This window comes from Pseudomonas sp. FP198, assembly GCF_030687895.1.
Taxonomy (GTDB): domain Bacteria; phylum Pseudomonadota; class Gammaproteobacteria; order Pseudomonadales; family Pseudomonadaceae; genus Aquipseudomonas.
The window spans coordinates 3,303,285-3,320,823 of the sequence record NZ_CP117452.1 but is presented as its reverse complement, the minus strand read 5'-3'; the positions used below and the strand labels follow the sequence as shown (position 1 = coordinate 3,320,823).

The 17,539-nt window shown below is 63.2% G+C and carries 12 protein-coding genes and 2 pseudogenes; 7 read left to right on the top strand and 7 right to left on the bottom strand.

Annotated elements, in window-relative coordinates; genetic code table 11:
- Positions 1–11 precede the first annotated feature (11 nt).
- Positions 12–1,193: a fumarylacetoacetate hydrolase family protein gene (locus PSH78_RS14950; RefSeq protein WP_305495088.1), complete on the bottom strand. Its 1,182-nt coding sequence runs from the start codon at positions 1,191–1,193 to the stop codon at positions 12–14.
- 113 nt (positions 1,194–1,306) lie between these two features.
- Here PSH78_RS14950 and PSH78_RS14945 point away from each other — a divergent pair, with 113 nt between their 5' ends.
- The 5 genes from PSH78_RS14945 (at position 1,307) to PSH78_RS14925 (ending at position 6,664) form a co-directional block, all read left to right on the top strand.
- Positions 1,307–2,245 (top strand): LysR family transcriptional regulator, encoded by a 939-nt coding sequence (locus PSH78_RS14945; RefSeq protein ID WP_305495087.1) that lies wholly within the window; start codon positions 1,307–1,309, stop codon positions 2,243–2,245.
- Positions 2,246–2,560: 315 nt separating this feature from the next.
- Entirely contained in the window at positions 2,561–3,943 is a 1,383-nt protein-coding gene (locus tag PSH78_RS14940) for an MFS transporter (RefSeq protein WP_305495086.1), read from the top strand.
- Complete coding sequence (locus PSH78_RS14935) at positions 3,940–4,680, top strand: SDR family oxidoreductase (protein WP_305495084.1); 741 nt, start codon at positions 3,940–3,942, stop codon at positions 4,678–4,680. The genes PSH78_RS14940 and PSH78_RS14935 overlap by 4 nt, the downstream gene beginning before the upstream one ends.
- Before the next feature lie 25 nt (positions 4,681–4,705).
- Positions 4,706–5,554, top strand: a complete 849-nt coding sequence (locus PSH78_RS14930) for an ureidoglycolate lyase (RefSeq protein ID WP_305495083.1) — start codon at positions 4,706–4,708, stop codon at positions 5,552–5,554.
- A gap of 186 nt (positions 5,555–5,740) precedes the next feature.
- A complete protein-coding gene (locus PSH78_RS14925) occupies positions 5,741–6,664 on the top strand; it encodes a hypothetical protein (RefSeq protein ID WP_305495081.1) in 924 nt (307 codons plus the stop codon).
- Here the strand turns inward: PSH78_RS14925 and PSH78_RS14920 are convergent.
- Both PSH78_RS14920 and PSH78_RS14915 read right to left on the bottom strand, forming a co-directional pair.
- Complete coding sequence (locus PSH78_RS14920; protein WP_305495079.1) at positions 6,639–7,835, bottom strand: MFS transporter; 1,197 nt, start codon at positions 7,833–7,835, stop codon at positions 6,639–6,641. The genes PSH78_RS14925 and PSH78_RS14920 overlap by 26 nt on opposite strands.
- A gap of 11 nt (positions 7,836–7,846) precedes the next feature.
- Complete coding sequence (locus PSH78_RS14915; protein WP_305495077.1) at positions 7,847–8,473, bottom strand: isochorismatase family cysteine hydrolase; 627 nt, start codon at positions 8,471–8,473, stop codon at positions 7,847–7,849.
- Between the two features lie 137 nt (positions 8,474–8,610).
- Between PSH78_RS14915 and PSH78_RS14910 the strand changes: the two genes are divergently transcribed.
- On the top strand, positions 8,611–9,108 hold the full coding sequence (locus tag PSH78_RS14910) for a helix-turn-helix domain-containing protein (RefSeq protein ID WP_305495075.1): 498 nt from the start codon (positions 8,611–8,613) through the stop codon (positions 9,106–9,108).
- 12 nt (positions 9,109–9,120) lie between these two features.
- Here the strand turns inward: PSH78_RS14910 and PSH78_RS14905 are convergent, their stop codons facing one another.
- The 4 genes and pseudogenes from PSH78_RS14905 to PSH78_RS26660 form a co-directional block, all read right to left on the bottom strand.
- Positions 9,121–12,216: an efflux RND transporter permease subunit gene (locus PSH78_RS14905; protein WP_305495073.1), complete on the bottom strand. Its 3,096-nt coding sequence runs from the start codon at positions 12,214–12,216 to the stop codon at positions 9,121–9,123.
- Between the two features lie 3 nt (positions 12,217–12,219).
- Positions 12,220–13,386, bottom strand: coding sequence for an efflux RND transporter periplasmic adaptor subunit (locus tag PSH78_RS14900; RefSeq protein WP_305495072.1), 1,167 nt, complete (start codon positions 13,384–13,386; stop codon positions 12,220–12,222).
- Positions 13,387–13,480: 94 nt separating this feature from the next.
- Positions 13,481–14,077, bottom strand: a pseudogene (locus tag PSH78_RS26665) (methyl-accepting chemotaxis protein); the annotation flags it as partial.
- A gap of 309 nt (positions 14,078–14,386) precedes the next feature.
- Positions 14,387–15,532 (bottom strand): annotated as a pseudogene (locus tag PSH78_RS26660) (methyl-accepting chemotaxis protein); the annotation flags it as partial.
- Positions 15,533–16,030: 498 nt separating this feature from the next.
- On the opposite strand from PSH78_RS26660, the gene PSH78_RS14890 reads away from it, so the two are divergent.
- On the top strand, positions 16,031–17,479 hold the full coding sequence (locus tag PSH78_RS14890) for an APC family permease (RefSeq protein ID WP_305495068.1): 1,449 nt from the start codon (positions 16,031–16,033) through the stop codon (positions 17,477–17,479).
- The last annotated feature ends 60 nt before the right edge of the window (positions 17,480–17,539 follow it).

The window sequence follows — 17,539 nt, the reverse complement described above, 5'->3', positions numbered from 1 at the left end:
ATCTGTCGGGCTCAGCGATCGAGCAGCCCCCGCGCGGCGAGATTACGCAGCAAGGCGCCGACGCCGAAGGTCCAGGGCGCGGCCTCGCAGCTGTGAGTCACCTGATTATGCAAACTGCCGAGCAACGGGCTGCTGATACTGACCCGGTCGCCCAGTTTGTGGGTGAAACCGCTGCCGGCGTGGTCGCGATCCTCGGTGGGGGCGAACAGGGTACCGAGAAACAGCAGGAAGCCATCCGGGTATTGGTGGTTGGCGTTGAGTGTCTGGCCTGCGAGGTCCTGCGGGTCGCGGCTGATCTGACTCATGGAGCTGCAGCCGTGCAGGCGGTAACCGTCTTCGCCGTGTACCTGGAGATCGACCTCGCAGGCCCGCACGTCGTCCAGGCTGAAGTGTTCATCGAACAGCCGGATGAACGGCCCGATGGCGCACGAGGCATTGTTGTCCTTGGCCTTGCTCAGCAACAACGCGCTGCGGCCTTCGATGTCCCGCAGGTTGACGTCGTTGCCCAGGGTGGCGCCGTGGATCTGGCCGCGGCTATTCACCGCCAGCACCACTTCCGGTTCCGGGTTGTTCCATTGCGAGGCCGGATGAATGCCGATCTGGCTGCCGCTGCCGACGGCGGCCAGCACCGGCGCCTTGGTGAAGATCTCCGCGTCCGGCCCGATGCCGACCTCCAGATACTGCGACCACATGCCCTGTTCGATGAGGAAGGCCTTGAGGCGCATGGCTTGCTCGGAGCCCGGGACGATCGAGCGCAGGTTGTCGCCAATGACGCTGTGCACCGTCGCGCGCACGGCTTCGGCCCGGGCCGCGTCACCGCCAGCCTGCTCCTCGATCACCCGCTCGATCATGCTCGCGGCGAAGGTCACGCCGGCGGCCTTGATCACTTGTAAGTCCAGGGGCGGCAACAGGAAGGGCCTGGCCGGGTCAGCATGCATGCCGGTGTTGGCCAGCAGCGCGTCGACACTGGCGATGAACGTGCCCGGCGTCTGCCTGACCGCTGTCAGCGGCGAGGGCGTTTCCAGCAAATCGCTCAAGGTCGCGAAACGCTCCGACAGGTCGAACACTCCGTCGCTGCGCAGCACGATTGGCGAAGGCCCGGCGACCCGGCCAGGGACCCAGGCACGACCAATCAGGGTGCCGGCCAGGCCATCGACCGGCAGCGTATTCTCGGGGGTAAGCATCAGCGACATGGGCAGTCTTCCTGGTTCGTAAAGCTTTCAAGCTAGGGCGCGCTGCTGATGAACTCCAATGAGATATATTCAGTATCTGATAACGTCCGGTTATTGCATCGTGAGGGTTGCCCATGTCCGATCTGTCCTTTTCCAGCTTCTGCGGCTGGCTCAAATTTCGCCATCTGCTGCTGATCGATACCTTGGGCCGCACCTGCAACATGCACCTGGCGGCCGAACAGATGAACCTCAGCCAGCCGGCGGTGAGCAAGATGCTCAAGGAAATCGAGAGCCTGCTCGGCTTTGCCCTGTTCGAGCGGCGTCCGCGCAGCATGCCGCCCACCGCGCTGGGCGAGCATGTGCTGCGCTACGCACAGATCGCTTTGAATGACGCGCGCTCGTTCGTCGAGCAGATCAGCAGCCTGCGGGAGGGCGGCCATGGTTATCTCAAGGTCGGCGGGATCTTTGCCGCGACGGCGGTGGCCCTGCCCGAGGCGATCCTGCAGATCAAGCAGCGTTGGCCGTTGTTGTCCATCGAGGTGGTAGAGCAGACCAGCAATCACCTGATGAAGATGCTGGAGGAGAAGAAGCTCGACCTGGCCGTGGCGCGGTTTACCGAGCAGAGCCAGCAGCAGCGCTACGACTTCCAGCCCCTGGCTCCGGAACCGTTCTGCATCGTCGTCAACGACCGGCATCCGCTGGCAGACGCCGGGCCGATATCGCTGCAGCAACTGGTGGACCTGCCGTGGATTCTCTACCCGGTCGGCACGCCGATCCGCGCCCGCATGGAACTGGCCTTCGCCGAAGCGGGCGTGCGAATGCCGCGCAACACCATTGATACGATTTCCATGCAGACTTTCCTCCAGGTGCTGAAACGCGGCCCGATGATCGGCATGTTGCCCAATGCCATGGTTGATCCGCTGCTGGAAAGCGGCCAGCTCAAGACCCTCGATACCCCGTTGCACCTGGTGCCGCAGGACTACGGCATCCTCACGCGAAAAGACGAGCCGCTGGTGGGCGCGGCGCTGGAGTTTGCCGAGATTCTCAAGGACAACGCCCGCCAGAGTGGTTGAACATCCTGTGGCGAGGGGATTTATCCCCGCTGGGCTGCGCAGCAGCCCCAAGAAGCTCACCGAAATCAGTCTGACAGAATGCAGAGGCCGGGTTAGGACTGCTTCGCAGCCCAGCGGGGATAAATCCCCTCGCCACGGGTCATGTGCTTTGACGTAGATCCTCGTCCTGGGTTTGGACTTTGATAACAACCGGTTATCAACTAATCCAAAAATGCCATTGGGAAAGAATCGATCCGCGACAGTAGAGTCCTCGTTCAATCGCCGGATGAGCCGCTCATTCGACGTGACCCAATAACAACAATCAGGGGTTACCTCATGCAAACCATCTCCGAGCCGTTGCCTGCCCAGGCGCAAGCCGGCGAACTGGATTTCGAAGACCGGACCTACCGCAAGGTGATCTGGCGGATCCTGCCAGTGCTGCTGTTGTGCTACATGGCGGCATACCTCGATCGGGTCAATATCGGCTTCGCCAAGCTCGACATGCTCGCCGAGTTGCAGTTCAGTAACACCGTGTACGCCCTGGGCGCCAGTATGTTTTTCTGGGGCTATTTCCTTTTCGAGGTCCCCAGCAACCTGTTGCTGCATCGTCTGGGCGCGCGGTTCTGGATCGCCCGGATCATGCTCAGTTGGGCGGTGATCTCCATGGCCGTGGCCTACACGGTGCCGCTGGCGGCGTTCTTCCACATCGAATCGAGCACGATGTTCTATGTGCTGCGTTTCCTGTTGGGCATCTGTGAAGCAGGCTTTTTCCCCGGCGTGATCCTCTACCTCAATTACTGGTTCCCGACCCACCGGCAGAGCCGGGTGATGTCCGGGTTCCTGCTGGCGTTGCCGGTCAGCCTGACACTGGGCGGGATCCTGTCCGGGTGGCTGATGAACAGCATGCAAGGCGTGCAGGGCATGTCCGGCTGGCAGTGGATGCTGATCATCGAGGGCATCCCTTCGATCATCATGGCCTTCGTGGTGATCGTCTGCCTGGCCGATAACATCGACAAGGCCAAGTGGCTGTCGGCAGCGGAAAAGGCTCTGCTCAAGGCCAACCTGCAAACCGACAACCAGGGCAAGGCTTCGCGCTTGAGCGAAGTGTTCTTCAACCCTCGCGTCTGGTTGCTGGTGCTGATCCTGCTGACCTTCAATACCGGTTTCTACGGCCTGGCCTTCTGGATGCCGTCAATCATCAAGAGCACCGGCATCACCAACAGCCTGCACATCGGTTTGCTCACCGCCATTCCTTATTCTGTGGCCGTGGTGGCGATGCTGCTCAACGCAAGGCACTCCAACCGCACCGGTGAACGGCGCCTGCACGCGGCCATTCCGGCATTCATTGGTGGCGCCGGGCTGATCCTCAGTGCTTACTTCGCCGATAACCTGGTGCTGTCAGTGCTGTTCCTCAGCGTCTCCGCCTCGGGGATCCTCAGCCTGATGCCGATTTTCTGGACCTTGCCGGGCACTGTGCTGTCGGGCGTTGCCGCCGCAGCCGGGATCGGCATGATCAACGCCATCGGCAACCTTTCGGGCTTCACCGGTTCGATGATCACGGCCGTGGCGGAAACCCTGACGGGCAACATCAACAACGGTACGTACGTCCTGGCGCTGTGCCTGTTGGTCAGCGGCGGTTTGATCCTGGCGATTCCCGCCTCGATGCTCGGCAGGACAGCCAAGACCGCGCCCACGGCCGCGCAACTGGAGACCGCATGAACCTGCAAGGCAAACGGGTGCTGGTGACGGCGGCGGGGCAGGGCATCGGCCTGGCCAGTGCCGTGGCCTTCGCCCAGGCCGGCGCCGAGGTGTTCGCCAGTGACATCGATATTCGCGCGCTGGCGGGCATCGAGGGGGTCACGCCGATGCTCCTGGATGTCACCTCGGCCAGCGCCATCGACGCTGCCCGCGAGCGCATTGGCGGGCTGGACGTGCTTTTCAACTGCGCCGGCTACGTGCACAGCGGCACCATTCTCGATTGCGACGAAGCCGCCTGGGCGCGCTCGATGGACCTCAATGTCAGCGCCATGTACCGCATGATCCGCGCGTTTCTGCCAGGTATGCTGGCGCGTGGCGGCGGGTCGATCATCAACATGTCGTCGGTAGCGTCCAGTATCAAGGGCGTGCCCAATCGTTTCGCCTATGCTGCCAGCAAGGCGGCGGTAGTCGGGCTGACCAAATCCGTCGCCATCGACTTCGTCAGCCAGGGGATCCGTTGCAATGCGATATGCCCCGGCACCGTCGACTCGCCTTCGCTGCGCCAGCGCATTGCCGACCAGGCGGCGCAGCAGGGTGTCGAGGAGGAACAGGTCTACCGGCAGTTTCTCGACCGCCAGCCCATGGGGCGCATCGGCAACACCGAGGAGGTCGCGCAACTGGCGCTGTACCTGGGCAGCGACGCATCTGCCTACACCACCGGGACGGTACACGTCATTGACGGTGGCATGAGCCTCTGAATTTTCACTTGAGCAGGAGCACTTCATGAAACTGTTGCGTTACGGCGAAAAAGGTTCGGAAAAGCCCGGGCTGCTGGATGATGACAATCAGATCCGTGACCTGTCGGGCCACGTGCCAGACATCGCCGGGCAAGCCCTGGCTCCTGAAGGCCTGGCAAGACTCGCCGCCATCGACCCGCGCAGCCTGCCGGTCGTAGGCGGGCAGCCGCGGATCGGCGCGTGCGTCGGGCAGGTCGGCAAGTTCATCTGCATCGGCCTGAACTACGCCGACCATGCCGCCGAGTCGAACATGGAGGTGCCGAAAGAACCGATCATCTTCAACAAGTGGACCAGCGCCATCTGCGGACCGAACGACGATGTCCAGATTCCCCGTGGCTCGCTCAAGACCGATTGGGAAGTCGAGCTCGGCGTGGTCATTGGCAAGGGCGGGCGCTACATCGACGAAGCCAATGCCATGGAGCATGTCGCCGGTTATTGCGTCATCAACGATGTGTCGGAGCGCGAATGGCAGCTCGAACGCGGTGGCACCTGGGACAAGGGCAAAGGCTTCGACACCTTCGGCCCGCTTGGACCCTGGCTGGTGACGAAGGACGAAATCGCCGATCCCCACGCGCTGGATCTGTGGCTGGAAGTCGACGGGCATCGTTATCAGAACGGCAATACCCGGACGCTGATCTTCAGCGTGCCGCAACTGATTGCCTACCTGAGCCGGTGCATGAGCCTGCAACCCGGCGACGTGATCTCGACCGGGACGCCACCGGGTGTCGGCCTGGGCATCAAGCCCAACCCGGTGTTCCTGCACCCGGGCCAGACCATGCGCCTGGGCATTCAAGGTTTGGGTGAACAGCGTCAGGTGACGGTGCAGGCGGACTGATCCCTGGCTTTACCGCCGTCTTCGCGAGCAGGCTCGCTCCCACAGAATCTCCGATCCCCTGGGGGAGCGAGCCTGCTCGCGAAAGCGCGGGTTCAGCCACACAGGAATGGGAACTCCGTAGAGACTGGTCGCGCCAGTAAAAATCGCCGAAGATGCGCGACCGTTTCAAGAGAAATGACGCCCTCCATGCGCGACGACTCCCACACGCAGTTCTTCCGCTTCCAGACCCCTGATCCGGGCATCGGTCCGCGAGAGCAGGCACCGATGCTTGCGCAGGAGCTGGCCTGGGCGCGTGACCGTGCGTCCATGCATGACTTCAGTTGGTTGGTCGTACTGCTGCCGCCATTGAGCATGGGCCTGGTTCTGCCGGGCGTGGTGTTCCTGGCGGGCCTGGGCCTGAGCCAGAAGTTATTCGCCCCGGAGCTGGACGTTGATCGGATCGTCGGCGACTCCCTGGGCTGGCTGGCGCTGGCAACGCTGCTTTTCGTGGCGGGGTGGATACTCTCCAATTACCTGCGCGACTCGCGCGACCCGACCAAGCACTATTGGCAATCGATGCCCGATCAAGGGCTGGTCGAGCTTGAGCGTCATACGCTGATCTCGGCCATCAGTCTGTGGGCCAACGACTTTGATCCCGATTGCAGCAGCCTGATGTTATGGAAAAACGACAAGCTGGTGCGGGTGCAAAGCTCCGGCGTGTCGCAGTGGATCCTGGCGATGACCGAGGCCGGACACTGGCTGGTGCTCAAGGAGGAGTTTCCCGGTGACTTCTGCTACCGACGGGTAGGGCAGATGCCCGCGCCGGAGAAGCAGATGCAACCCCGGCAGCAACTGGCGATTGTCTTCGCTCCCGGCACCCAGTTGGCGCTTGGCCGGCGTTTCGACGGTGCGCCTTTGCCAGTGACGCAAACGCCTTACTGGATGTCTGCCGATGAGATCAAGCGACTCGCGCAGATTGCCCATCACTGGATGTTTTTCCCGCCGGACCGTTATGCGGTGGTCAATGCCCAGGATGCCGGTTGGATAAAACGATTGGTGGACAGGGCCCAGGCCAGCGCCGGGCCTTTGCCTGCGCGACCGGACGTCATGACTGACTGTCCACCAACGTGACGGGGGTCTCTGGGGACGAGACAGCGTTGATGACAGTCGCCGCCAGGGCAAGCAACGCACCGACGGCGGCCAGCCCGATCCAGCCGGCCCGGTGCACGCCATAGTTGCCCAGTGCCGCACCGAATGCACCGCCCAGGAAATATGCGCTCATGAACACCGTATTGAGCCGGCTTCGCGCCTCGGCGCGCAGGGTCTGGACGCGCGATTGATTGGCGACCAGGCCGGCACGGTTGCCAAGATCCAACAGCAGCATGCCGACAATCAGCCAGGCCAGGCTCAGCCCGCCCGCCGCGATGAAAACGAAACCCACGACCAGGGTAACGGCGCCGGCCACGGCCAGGGCGCGAGCGCCCAGGCGATCAACCCAGCTGCCGATGCGTGGCGATGCGGCGATCCCCAGCACCGTTACCAACCCGAACAGGCCGATGGTGGCGGCGCCGAACGCGTAGGGCGGTTGCGTCAGCAGCGCGGCCAGCGTGGCCCACAGCGCGCTGAACGCGGCAAATGTGAGAAAGCCGCTCGCGGCGCAGAAACGCAACACTCGCTCCTCGCGCAGCAGGCTGCCCAGCGAACGCATCAGCGTCCCATAGCGGATCGGAGACAAACGGGCAATGCTCGGTAGATTCCTGGCGACGATGACCAGCAGCAGTGCATCGGCGAATGAGGCCAGCAGGAAAACCGATCGCCAGCCCGTGTGTTCGCCGAGCAAGCCGCCAACGGTCCGTGCCAGGAGCAACCCCGCGGAAAGCCCGCTCAGCAAAGTCCCGACGACTCGACCGCGTGCTGCAGGCGTCGTCAGGCTCGATAGCGCGGGAATGATCAGTTGCGCGGTGATCGCCGTCACCCCGAGCATGAAACTGGCGACGCACAGCAGCGCGAAGTTCGGCGCGGCCGCGCAGGCGAGCAGCGCGACGGCATTCGCGCCGATGGCCAGCAACGCCAGCCTGCGCGGCTGTCGCCAATCGGCCAGCGGCACGATAAGCAACAGGCCCGTTCCATAGCCGAGTTGCGTCAGCGTGGCGATCAGGCCGGCTTGCGTCGGTGTCAGGCCGAACGACGCCGCCATCAGTGGCAGCAGCGGCTGGTGGTAATAAATGGTCGACACGGCCAGGGCACAACACACCGCCATCAGGCCCACCAGGCGTGCGGGGAGCGCGTTCGATTCCGGCATGACGGGTCCCATCAATGCTGTTGCAACGCCGAGACCAGCGTGCGCGTATCGAGGATGCTGTGGGCGAACGTCGGCCCGTTCAGCGCGTGCGCCGCGTGCATCATTTCCTGACTGAACGCCGCCGTCGCATCGCGCACCAGCGTCACGTGGTAACCCAGCTCCATGGCGAAGCGCGCGGTGGATTCGATGCAAGTGTTCGCCAGCAGGCCCACGACGATCACATGGGTGATGCCTTGCTGCTTGAGCTGGAAATCCAGGTCGGTATTGGCGAATCCACTCTGGCCCCAATGTTCCTGGACGATGATGTCGCCGTCCTGCGGCACGAAGTCCGGATGCCATTCGCCGCCCCAGGTGCCCTTGGCGAACGTATGGCGCTGCTGGATCAGGCGTTGGGTCGGGTTGGGGTGGTTCCAGTTGTCATAGTCGCCGGGCTGCCAGCGCCGATGGGGTACGTAGAACACCTGGATCCGCTGTTGCCGAGCGGCGGCCACGGCAGTGCGAAGGTTGTCGAGGAGGTGAACGTCCTGGGCGACGTTTTTCAGCAAGGGAAACAGCTTGCCGCCGTCGGACAGGAAATCGTTGTACGGGTCGACCAACAGCAGGCCAGTTCGCGACGGGGAGTACACAGGCTGGGTCATTTTTTGATGCTCCGGTTGAGGAATATATCTTCTCAATACTAACTATGAAAATCATATAGTCAATATTTACGCTGCCTGTGAGGTGTTTTTAGAGCTCTGCTGTAGTGTTACTATGAAAAAAAAAGTGATTTGAGAAAATGCCTATGCAGTATGAAACGAGCGATACGGTGTGCCCGGTGGCCCGCTCAGTGGGTGTGGTAGGGGACAAATGGACGATCCTGGTGTTGCGTGAGTTGTACATGGGCACGACGCGCTTCGAGGAAATCCAGATCCAGACCGGCGCCACGCCGCAGATGCTGACCTCGCGCCTCAAGGCGCTGGAGACGGACGGTCTGGTCGAGCGAAAGCCCTACAACGAAAAACCGCTGCGTTACGAATATCAACTGACCGGCAAGGGCTGGGATTTCTACCCGGTGATCTATGCGCTGCGCGCCTGGGGTGAGAAGTGGTGCAAAGGGGACGAGGAGGGGGTGGCGATGCACTTTGTGCACCGCGCGTGTGGTCATGACGTGGGGCTGGCCAGCGTGTGTCCCCATTGCGGCGTGCCTGTTGAACGCAAGGACTTGCAGGCATCGATCAGCGAGCGCTTCCTCGACGAGCGCACCGCTCGCCGGGAAGCCTTCAAGCGCAAGTAGCGCAGCGAACCCTCAATCGGGCTTGCTGCGCGCGACCCGCTTCATCACCACCACGAAAAACACCGGGACAAACACCACCGCCAGCGTGGCGCTGATCATCCCTCCGATCACGCCGGTACCAATCGCCTGCTGGCTCGCCGAGCTGGCCCCGGTGGCGATCGCCAACGGGACCACGCCGAGGATGAACGCCAGCGAGGTCATGATGATTGGCCGCAGGCGCAGGCGCGCGGCCTGGAGCGTGGCGTCGAGCAGGTCATGGCCATCGTCGTAGAGGCTCTTGGCGAACTCGATGATCAGGATGGCGTTCTTTGCTGACAGGCCGATGATGGTGATCAGGCCGATCTTGAAGAACACATCGTTGGGCATGCCACGCAACGACACAGCCATTACGGCGCCGAGCACGCCCAGCGGTACCACCAGCAACACCGAGGTCGGAATCGACCAGCTCTCGTACAGCGCCGCCAGGCACAGGAACACCACCAGCAGCGACAGGCCTAGCAGGACCGGTGCCTGGCTGCCGGACAAGCGCTCCTGCAAGGACAGGCCGGTCCATTCCTGGCCCATGCCCTTGGGCCCCTGGGCCACCAGCCGTTCGATCTCGGCCATGGCTTGCCCGGTGCTGTAGCCCGGCGCCGGTTCTCCGGAAATACTCACCGCCGGATAGCCGTTGTAGCGAGTCAACTGTGCCGGCCCCTGGGTCCAGCGCGCCTGGACAAACGCCGACAATGGCACCATCTTCCCGCTGCTGTTGCGTACGTGAATCTTCAGCAGGTCCTCGACCTGGCTGCGCTGGTCACCCTCGGCCTGGACCACCACCCGCTGCATGCGGCCCTGGTTCGGGAAGTCATTGATGTAGGCTGAGCCCACCGCCGTGGACAATACGCTGCCGACGTCGGCAAAGGAGATGCCCAAGGCATTGGCCTGTTTCCGATCCACTTCCAGTTGCACCTGCGGCGCTTCCGCCAGGGCGCTTTCGCGCACATTCATCAGCACCGGGCTTTTATCCGCGGCGGCGAGCAGATCGCTGCGGGCCTGCATCAGCGTGGCGTGGCCAAGGCCGCCGCGGTCCTGCAAGCGGAACTCGAAACCGCTGGAGGTGCCGAGGCCGTCCACTGGCGGTGGCAGCACGGAAAACACCATGGCGTCCTTGATTCCAGCGAAGGCCTGGTTGGCGCGATCGGCGATGGACGCCGCCGAATCGTCGCCACCGCGCTGCGACCAATCCTTCAGCGTGGTAAACGCCAGGGCCGCATTTTGCCCGCTGCCGGAGAAGCTGAAGCCGAGGATGACGGTGCTGTCGCCGACCCCAGGCTCGCCGGCATTGTGCGCCTCGATCTGCTCCACCACCTGAACCGTACGATTCTTGCTGGCACCCGGCGGCAGCTGAATGTCGGTGATGGTATAGCCCTGGTCTTCAACCGGCAGGAACGAGGAGGGCAAGCGGCTGAACAGCAGGCCCATGCCCACCAGCAGCACGCCATAGATCAGCAGGTAGCGGCCGCTGCGTTTCATCGCGTAGGCGACCCAACCCTGGTAGCGGTTGCCGAACCGGTCGAAGCCACGGTTGAACCAGCCAAAGAAACCGCCCTTTGCATGGTGATCGCCTTGGGTGATCGGTTTGAGCAAGGTCGCGCAAAGCGCCGGGGTCAAGGTCAGCGCGAGAAAGGCCGAGAACAGGATCGACGTCGCCATCGACAGCGAGAACTGCTGGTAGATCACGCCCACCGAACCCTGCATGAACGCCATCGGAATGAACACCGCCACCAGCACCAGGGTGATACCGATGATCGCCCCGGTGATCTGGCCCATGGCCTTGCGTGTCGCTTCCTTGGGCGACAGACCTTCCTCTACCATGATCCGCTCGACGTTTTCCACCACCACGATGGCGTCGTCCACCAGGATGCCGATGGCCAGCACCATGCCGAACATGGTCAGCACGTTGATCGAGAACCCCAGCGCGAGCATGGTCGCGAAGGTACCCATCAGCGCCACCGGCACGACGAGGGTGGGGATCAGCGTGTAGCGGATGTTCTGCAGGAACAGGAACATCACCGCGAACACCAGCAACATCGCCTCGCCGAGGGTATAGACCACCTTGGTGATCGAGACCTTGACGAACGGCGACGTGTCGTAGGGAATCTTGTACGCCACGCCGGCGGGGAAGTAGCGCGACAGCTCGTCCATTTTCGCGCGCACCAGGGTGGCGGTGTTCAGCGCGTTGGCGCCTGGCGACAGCTGCACGGCCACGGCGGTGGATGGCTTGCCGTTCAGGCGCGTGGAGAACTGGTATTCCTGGCTGCCGATTTCCACCCGCGCGACGTCGGCGATGCGCACCGTGGAACCGTCGGGGTTGGCCTTGAGCACGATGTCGGCAAACTCCTGCGGGGTCGAGAGCTGGCCCTTGACGACGATGGTCGCGGTGATTTCCTGGGTGCTGCGGCTCGGCAGGTCGCCGAGGCTGCCGGCCGAGACCTGGGCGTTCTGCGCCACGATGGCAGCGTTGACGTCAGCCGGGGTCAGGTTGAAACCCAGCAACTTCTGCGGGTCGATCCAGATCCGCATGGCTCGCTCGGCACCGTACAGCTGGGCCTTGCCGACACCGTCGAGGCGCTTGATCTCGTTCATCACGTTGCGCGCCAGATAATCGCTGAGCGCCACGTCGTCGAGCTTGCCGTCGCTGGAGGTGAGGGTGATCAGCAGCAGGAAGCCGGCGGAAACCTTGTCCACCTGCAAGCCTTGCTGGGTCACCGCTTGCGGCAGGCGCGACTCCACGGCCTTGAGGCGGTTCTGCACGTCGACCTGGGCCAGTTCCGGGTTCGTCCCCGGTTGAAAGGTCGCGGTGATCGTCGCGCTGCCGAGACTGCTCTGGGATTCGAAATACAACAGGTTGTCGGCGCCGTTGAGCTCCTCCTCGATCAGGCTGACCACGCTTTCGTCCACCGTCTGCGCCGAAGCGCCCGGGTACACCGCGTAGATCTCGATTTGCGGCGGAGCCACGACCGGGTACTGCGCCACCGGCAGTTGCGGAATGGCCAGGATCCCGGCCAGCAGGATGAACAGCGCGACGACCCAGGCGAAGACGGGGCGGTCGATGAAAAAATGCGGCATGGCTTAGTGTCCTGCCTGTGGCCCGGGAACCTGGGCGAGGGGGAGAGGGGCGTCGTCGACCCGGACCTGTTCACCGGGGCGGGCGTGCTGCAGGCCTTCGACGACGATGCGATCGCCCGGCTTCAAGCCCTGCGTGACGATCCAGCGATCGTTCTGCGCCGCGCCCAGTTGCACCGGTTGCTGACTGATCTTCTGCTCGGCGTCCAGCAGCAGCACCTGGGCGACGCCGGCGCTGTCGCGCAGGATCGCCCGTTGCGGCACGGTGATGCCCTGGCGGTTGACCGCCTGTTCCAGGCGCACGCGAATGAAGCTGCCGGGCAGCAGATCGAGGTCGGGGTTGGGAAACTCGCTGCGCAGGGTGATCTGGCCGGTGCTCGGGTCGACGCTGAGGTCGGTGAATAGCAACTTGCCCGGCAGCGGATAAGGGCTGCCGTCGTCCTGGATCAAAGTGGCCTTGGCCTGGCCCTGGCCGACGGCTTGCAGCTGCCCCGCACGGAACGCGCGACGCAGTTCATTGAGTTCGCGGGTCGATTGGGTGAGGTCGGCGTGGATCGGGTCCAACTGCTGGATCAGCGCCAGTGGCGTGCTTTCGTTCTGTCCCACCAGCGCGCCTTCCGTCACCAGGGCCCGGCCGATGCGCCCGGAAATCGGTGCGGTCACCGTGGCGTAGCCCAGGTTCAGCTTCGCCCGTTCAACGGCCGCCTTGTTGGCGGCGACGTCGGCTGCGGTCTGGCGCACGGCGGCCCGGGCATTGTCATATTCCTGGCCGCTGATCGCCTGGTCATCGATCAACTGGGCATAACGCTGCGCCTGCAACCGGGCCTGGAACGCATTGGCCTCGGCCTTGCGCAACGCCGCCTCGGCGCTGTCCAGGTCGGCCTTGAACGGCGCCGGGTCGATGCGAAACAACACGTCGCCCTGCTTGACGTCGCGACCCTCTCGAAACACTCGCTGCAAGACCACGCCGGCTACCCGTGCACGGACTTCGGCCACCCGTGGCGCGGCGATACGGCCACTCAGTTCGTTGCTGATCGACAGCGGCCCGGCCTGGACGGTCTCGATACGCACGCTTGCCAGCGGCGCGGATTCTTCCGGGGGCGAGGCGCTGTCACAGCCGCTCAGCAACGCCCCGACCAACAGGCCCAGTGTGACGGAAGGAATCTTGGACATGGTGCTTCCCCAATATTGAACCGCCCATGGTAGGGACCGGAGCCAAGGTCAGGGGTGAAGCTTTGTAGGCGCTCTGTGAAATTGTGTAACCAGGCTAGATCCGAAAGTGCTCCACCAGCTGCTGTTGATGGTTGGCCATGGCATGCAGCGAGTGGCTGGCCTCGGAGGCTTCGTGCATCTGGCCGCTCAAGGTTTCGCTGATGCCGCGAATGCCGCTCACCCGATGGCTGATGTCTTCCACCACCGAGCTTTGTTCCAGGGCTGCGCTGGCGATCTGCTGGTTCATCTGTTCGATCACTTCCACGGCCCGGGTGATACGTTGCAGTGCCCCGTGGGTCTGCTCGACCTGGACCACGCTGCCCCTGGCCAGCTCGCGGCTCGACTGGGTGCTGTGCACCACGTCCTGGCTCAGTTGCTGCAACGCTTCGATCACCGTGCGTATCTGCTCGACCGAGTTCTGGGTGTTGCTCGCCAGATGCCGGACTTCGTCAGCCACCACCGCGAAGCCGCGCCCCTGTTCGCCGGCGCGGGCCGCTTCGATAGCGGCGTTCAAGGCCAGCAGGTTGGTTTGCTGGGCGATGGCGCAGATGACGTCGAGCACCTGGCTGATCTGCTGGCTGTTGTCCGCCAGTGTCCTGACCTGCCCAAGCGTCGCCTCCAGCCGCTGGTCCAGGGTATCGATGCTGCTGACGGCATTGGCGAACATTTCCTGCCCCGATCGGCTGGCATTTTCGGCCACCGTTGCGGCATCGGCGGCCTGGTGGGAATGGCGGGCAACCTCCTGGGCGCTGGCGCTCATTTCGTGCAATGCCGTCGCCGCTAGTTCTACCTCGCGGTATTGCTGCTGCATGCCCGCGCTGACTTCGCGGGCAACCCGCGCCGAGGTGTCGGCCGTCTCCCGGGTGTCGAGGGAGGCTTGCTGGATATCCCGGATGATCGGTTGCAGTTTGTCGAGAAAACGATTGAAGCCGTCGGCCAGTCGGCCCAGTTCATCGTGCCGGGTGTTCGGCAGCCGCTGGGTGAGGTCACCGTCGCCTTCGACAATCGCATCGAGCATATGCGCCACCCTCAGCAGTGGCCGGGTCACGCCGTATGCGCTGAGCCAGACAAGCAACAGGCCCAGACCGGCGCAGAGCAACCCGAGGCTGAGGTTGAACCCGTTGGACTGGCGCTGCTTGTCGTCCAGTTGCGCCTGCATGTGCAAGGCGGGCGCCTGCACCAGTGCTTCCGGCACACGTATCTGCAATTGCCAGGGATTGTTGGCCGGAACGGTCTGCACCGTCTGCTGCACATCGACCGAAGTGCCCGCCACGGCGCCGCTGTGGCCGGCAATCTGCCCGGAGGGGGAGAGAATACGGATCTCGCTGTGGCCGGGGTACAAGTCATCGGCAAGGCTGACGGCGAGTTGCTGGAGGGTATCCAGGCTGATGTCCATGCCGACGATACCGATGATCTTGCCCTCGTCCAGCAGCGGTATGGAAATGCTGCTCATCAGGGTCTTCCGGCCTTCGACTTCAATCGCGTAGGGCTCTGTCACGCATGTGCGCCCCTGGGTCTGCGGGCAGATGTACCAGGCGTTTGCCGGCTCGCTGCCCGGTGGCGCGGTGTCGGCGCTGATCTGGGCTTCGCTGAGCACTTCTTGCACCAGATGGCCGGGTTGGCTTTGTGACCAGTACAGGGCAAAGCGGCCGTTTTCGTTGCCGGCCAGGTCGCGCTGCCCGGCGAAACCGGCGTCTGGACCGGCCAGCGCATCGGGAAGCAGCACCACGTAGAAACCGAGGACTTTTTCGCGATTCGCAAGGGCCTGGCGCGTTGCGGCGATCAGGTCCTGGCGCAGTTGCCCTGGGGTCAGTCGCCCGTGCAATGCCTGGGCGCGCAGTTGCAGCACTTGTTGGGCAAAACCTTCGCCATAAATCGCTGTTTCGCTGAAAAAACGCTCCACCCGCTGACCGTGTGCCAGGGCCTGTGCCCGCAGGCCCTCCAAGGCCGATTGCCCTAGCAACTGGCTGCTTTGCTGTTTCAACAGCGTGGCGCCTTGCTGGTTCTGATACAGCGAGGCAGCGGTCAACGCCCCGACCACGGCGAGCAGGCACAGGCCGCTCAATAGCGTGATCCGCCATTGGATAGAGAGACGAGCGAAGAACATGCTGAGGTTTCCTGCGCTTGGGGATTTTTATTGTTTTGGGCCCAACAGCGTTTGAACGGCGGGCCAGACTATCTTGCGGCAGGAAACGCCGCCCGGTTATCCCGAATCGGCAGCGTCTGCGCGTCGTCATTGAGCCAATACGCATCACTCAAGAGCACGCTGAATTTGTGGTGAGGGGATTTATCCCCGCTGGGCTGCGAAGCGGCCCCAAACCAGGCACGCTCTGTGTGCCGGGAAGATTGATTTCACTGCTTCAGGGCTGCTTCGCAGCCCAACGGGGATGAATCCCCTCGCCACAGGTCCACCATGTTCCCGGGCCAAACAGGCTGAGCAGTTTTGGGGCATCGCTTCGGATGCTGCCGTTTTGGGATAGCGGAGGGTTCTGGCGAGGGCATAGCATCGGTTCCAGCGTACAACCAGAACAATAAGCTTTTGGCGAACGGCGCCGTTGGCCGTCCCGAACCCGCAATACTGCCTCATACAATAAGGTCAAGAACAATGAGCGTATCTTTCCCGATCAATAGCTCGACGGAGTTGAAGCGCGGCGCCCTGGGCGTCGGCTTCATCATCTTCTTTGTGATTTCAGCGGCGAGCCCCCTGAGCGTGATCGCCGGTGGCTTTCCCATCGGCATCATGCTCGGCAACGGCGCCGGTACGCCCGCGCTGCTGCTTCTGGCGTTGTTGGTGTTGCTGGCCTTTTCGGCGGGATACACCGCCATGTCCCGGCACATGACCAACGCGGGCGGTTTCTACGCCTTTACCTCCCGTGGCCTTGGTGGCTTGGCGGGCGGGGCGGCAGGGGTGTTGGCGATGTTTGCCTACAACATTCTCCAGGTCGGTCTGTACGGGATGTTCGGCGGCGTGGTCAGCGGCACGATGGCCAGCATGTTCGGCCTGGAATTGCCGTGGTGGGCCTATTCGTTGCTGGCGATGGCGAGCGTTGCGATTCTCGGCTATCGCAAGATCGACCTGTCGGCCCGTGTGTTGTCGGTGGTGGTGATCGCCGAATACCTGGCGATCCTGACGCTGGACTTCGCCATGCTCAAGTCCGGTGGCGACAGTGGCATCAACCTCGATTCATTCGACCGCAGCCACGTATTCAGCGGCACGCCTTCAATCGGCCTGTTGTTCTGTTTTGCCGCATTCATCGGCTTCGAGGCCACGACCATCTACGGCGAGGAGGCGAGGAACCCGCAGCGCACGATTCCCATTGCCACCTACGCGTCGGTGCTGTTGATCGGTGGTTTTTATGCGCTGTCGGTCTGGGCCATGGTCATCGGCGTCGGGGCCGACAAGATCGTCCCGACCCTGCAGGCGCTGCAGGATCCGACCACGTTCATCTACGGCCTGTCCGATCATTTTGTCGGCCCGCAGCTGACCCAAGTCATCCGCGTGCTGTTCATGGTCAGCATCTACGCCGGGCTGCTGGCGTTCCACAATGCCGCGGCGCGTTACTTCTACGCCATCGGCCGGGACGGGCTGCTGCACAGCCGGTTGGGGACGACCCATCGCGTACACCAGAGTCCACACATGGGCTCGGTCCTGCAAAGCCTGATTGCCGCGGTGGTGGTGCTGATTTTCGCCGCGCTGGACGCCGACCCGATCCTGCAACTGTTCGCCTGGTTCTCCAACCTGGCCACCCTCTGCGTCATCCTGCTCATGGCGCTCACTTCGGCTGCGGTGCTGGTCTATTGCCGCAAACACCCGGAACTGAAACTCGGGCTGTGGCGCGGTCGGATCCTTCCCGGCTTTTCATGCCTGGCGTTACTCGCGGTGCTGGCCCTTGCCGTGCTGCATTTCGATGTGCTGACCGGCGCCAGCCAGCTCTTGTCCTACGGCCTGTGCGCCGTCATTCCCGTCGCGCTGATCGTCGGCGTGTTCCTCGCCACCCGACTGCGCAAGGTCGCGCCCGAGCGATACAGCGCGCTGGGTAGCCACAAGCTCTAGGCGCCAGCCCGGCAAGGCCAATCACCCAGAAAACCCGTTCGCTGCGGTTCCGCACGGTTC

Bases quoted from the DNA above. Each gene is read 5' to 3' on its own strand.
- PSH78_RS14945 (WP_305495087.1), top strand. From the start codon at position 1,307: ATGTCCGATCTGTCCTTTTCCAGCTTCTGCGGCTGGCTCAAATTTCGC.
- PSH78_RS14925 (WP_305495081.1), top strand. From the start codon at position 5,741: ATGCGCGACGACTCCCACACGCAGTTCTTCCGCTTCCAGACCCCTGAT.
- PSH78_RS14950 (WP_305495088.1), bottom strand. From the start codon at position 1,193: ATGTCGCTGATGCTTACCCCCGAGAATACGCTGCCGGTCGATGGCCTG.
- PSH78_RS14930 (WP_305495083.1), top strand. From the start codon at position 4,706: ATGAAACTGTTGCGTTACGGCGAAAAAGGTTCGGAAAAGCCCGGGCTG.
- PSH78_RS14905 (WP_305495073.1), bottom strand. From the start codon at position 12,216: ATGCCGCATTTTTTCATCGACCGCCCCGTCTTCGCCTGGGTCGTCGCG.
- PSH78_RS14900 (WP_305495072.1), bottom strand. From the start codon at position 13,386: ATGTCCAAGATTCCTTCCGTCACACTGGGCCTGTTGGTCGGGGCGTTG.
- PSH78_RS14920 (WP_305495079.1), bottom strand. From the start codon at position 7,835: ATGCCGGAATCGAACGCGCTCCCCGCACGCCTGGTGGGCCTGATGGCG.
- PSH78_RS14910 (WP_305495075.1), top strand. From the start codon at position 8,611: ATGCCTATGCAGTATGAAACGAGCGATACGGTGTGCCCGGTGGCCCGC.
- PSH78_RS14940 (WP_305495086.1), top strand. From the start codon at position 2,561: ATGCAAACCATCTCCGAGCCGTTGCCTGCCCAGGCGCAAGCCGGCGAA.
- PSH78_RS14890 (WP_305495068.1), top strand. From the start codon at position 16,031: ATGAGCGTATCTTTCCCGATCAATAGCTCGACGGAGTTGAAGCGCGGC.
- PSH78_RS14915 (WP_305495077.1), bottom strand. From the start codon at position 8,473: ATGACCCAGCCTGTGTACTCCCCGTCGCGAACTGGCCTGCTGTTGGTC.
- PSH78_RS14935 (WP_305495084.1), top strand. From the start codon at position 3,940: ATGAACCTGCAAGGCAAACGGGTGCTGGTGACGGCGGCGGGGCAGGGC.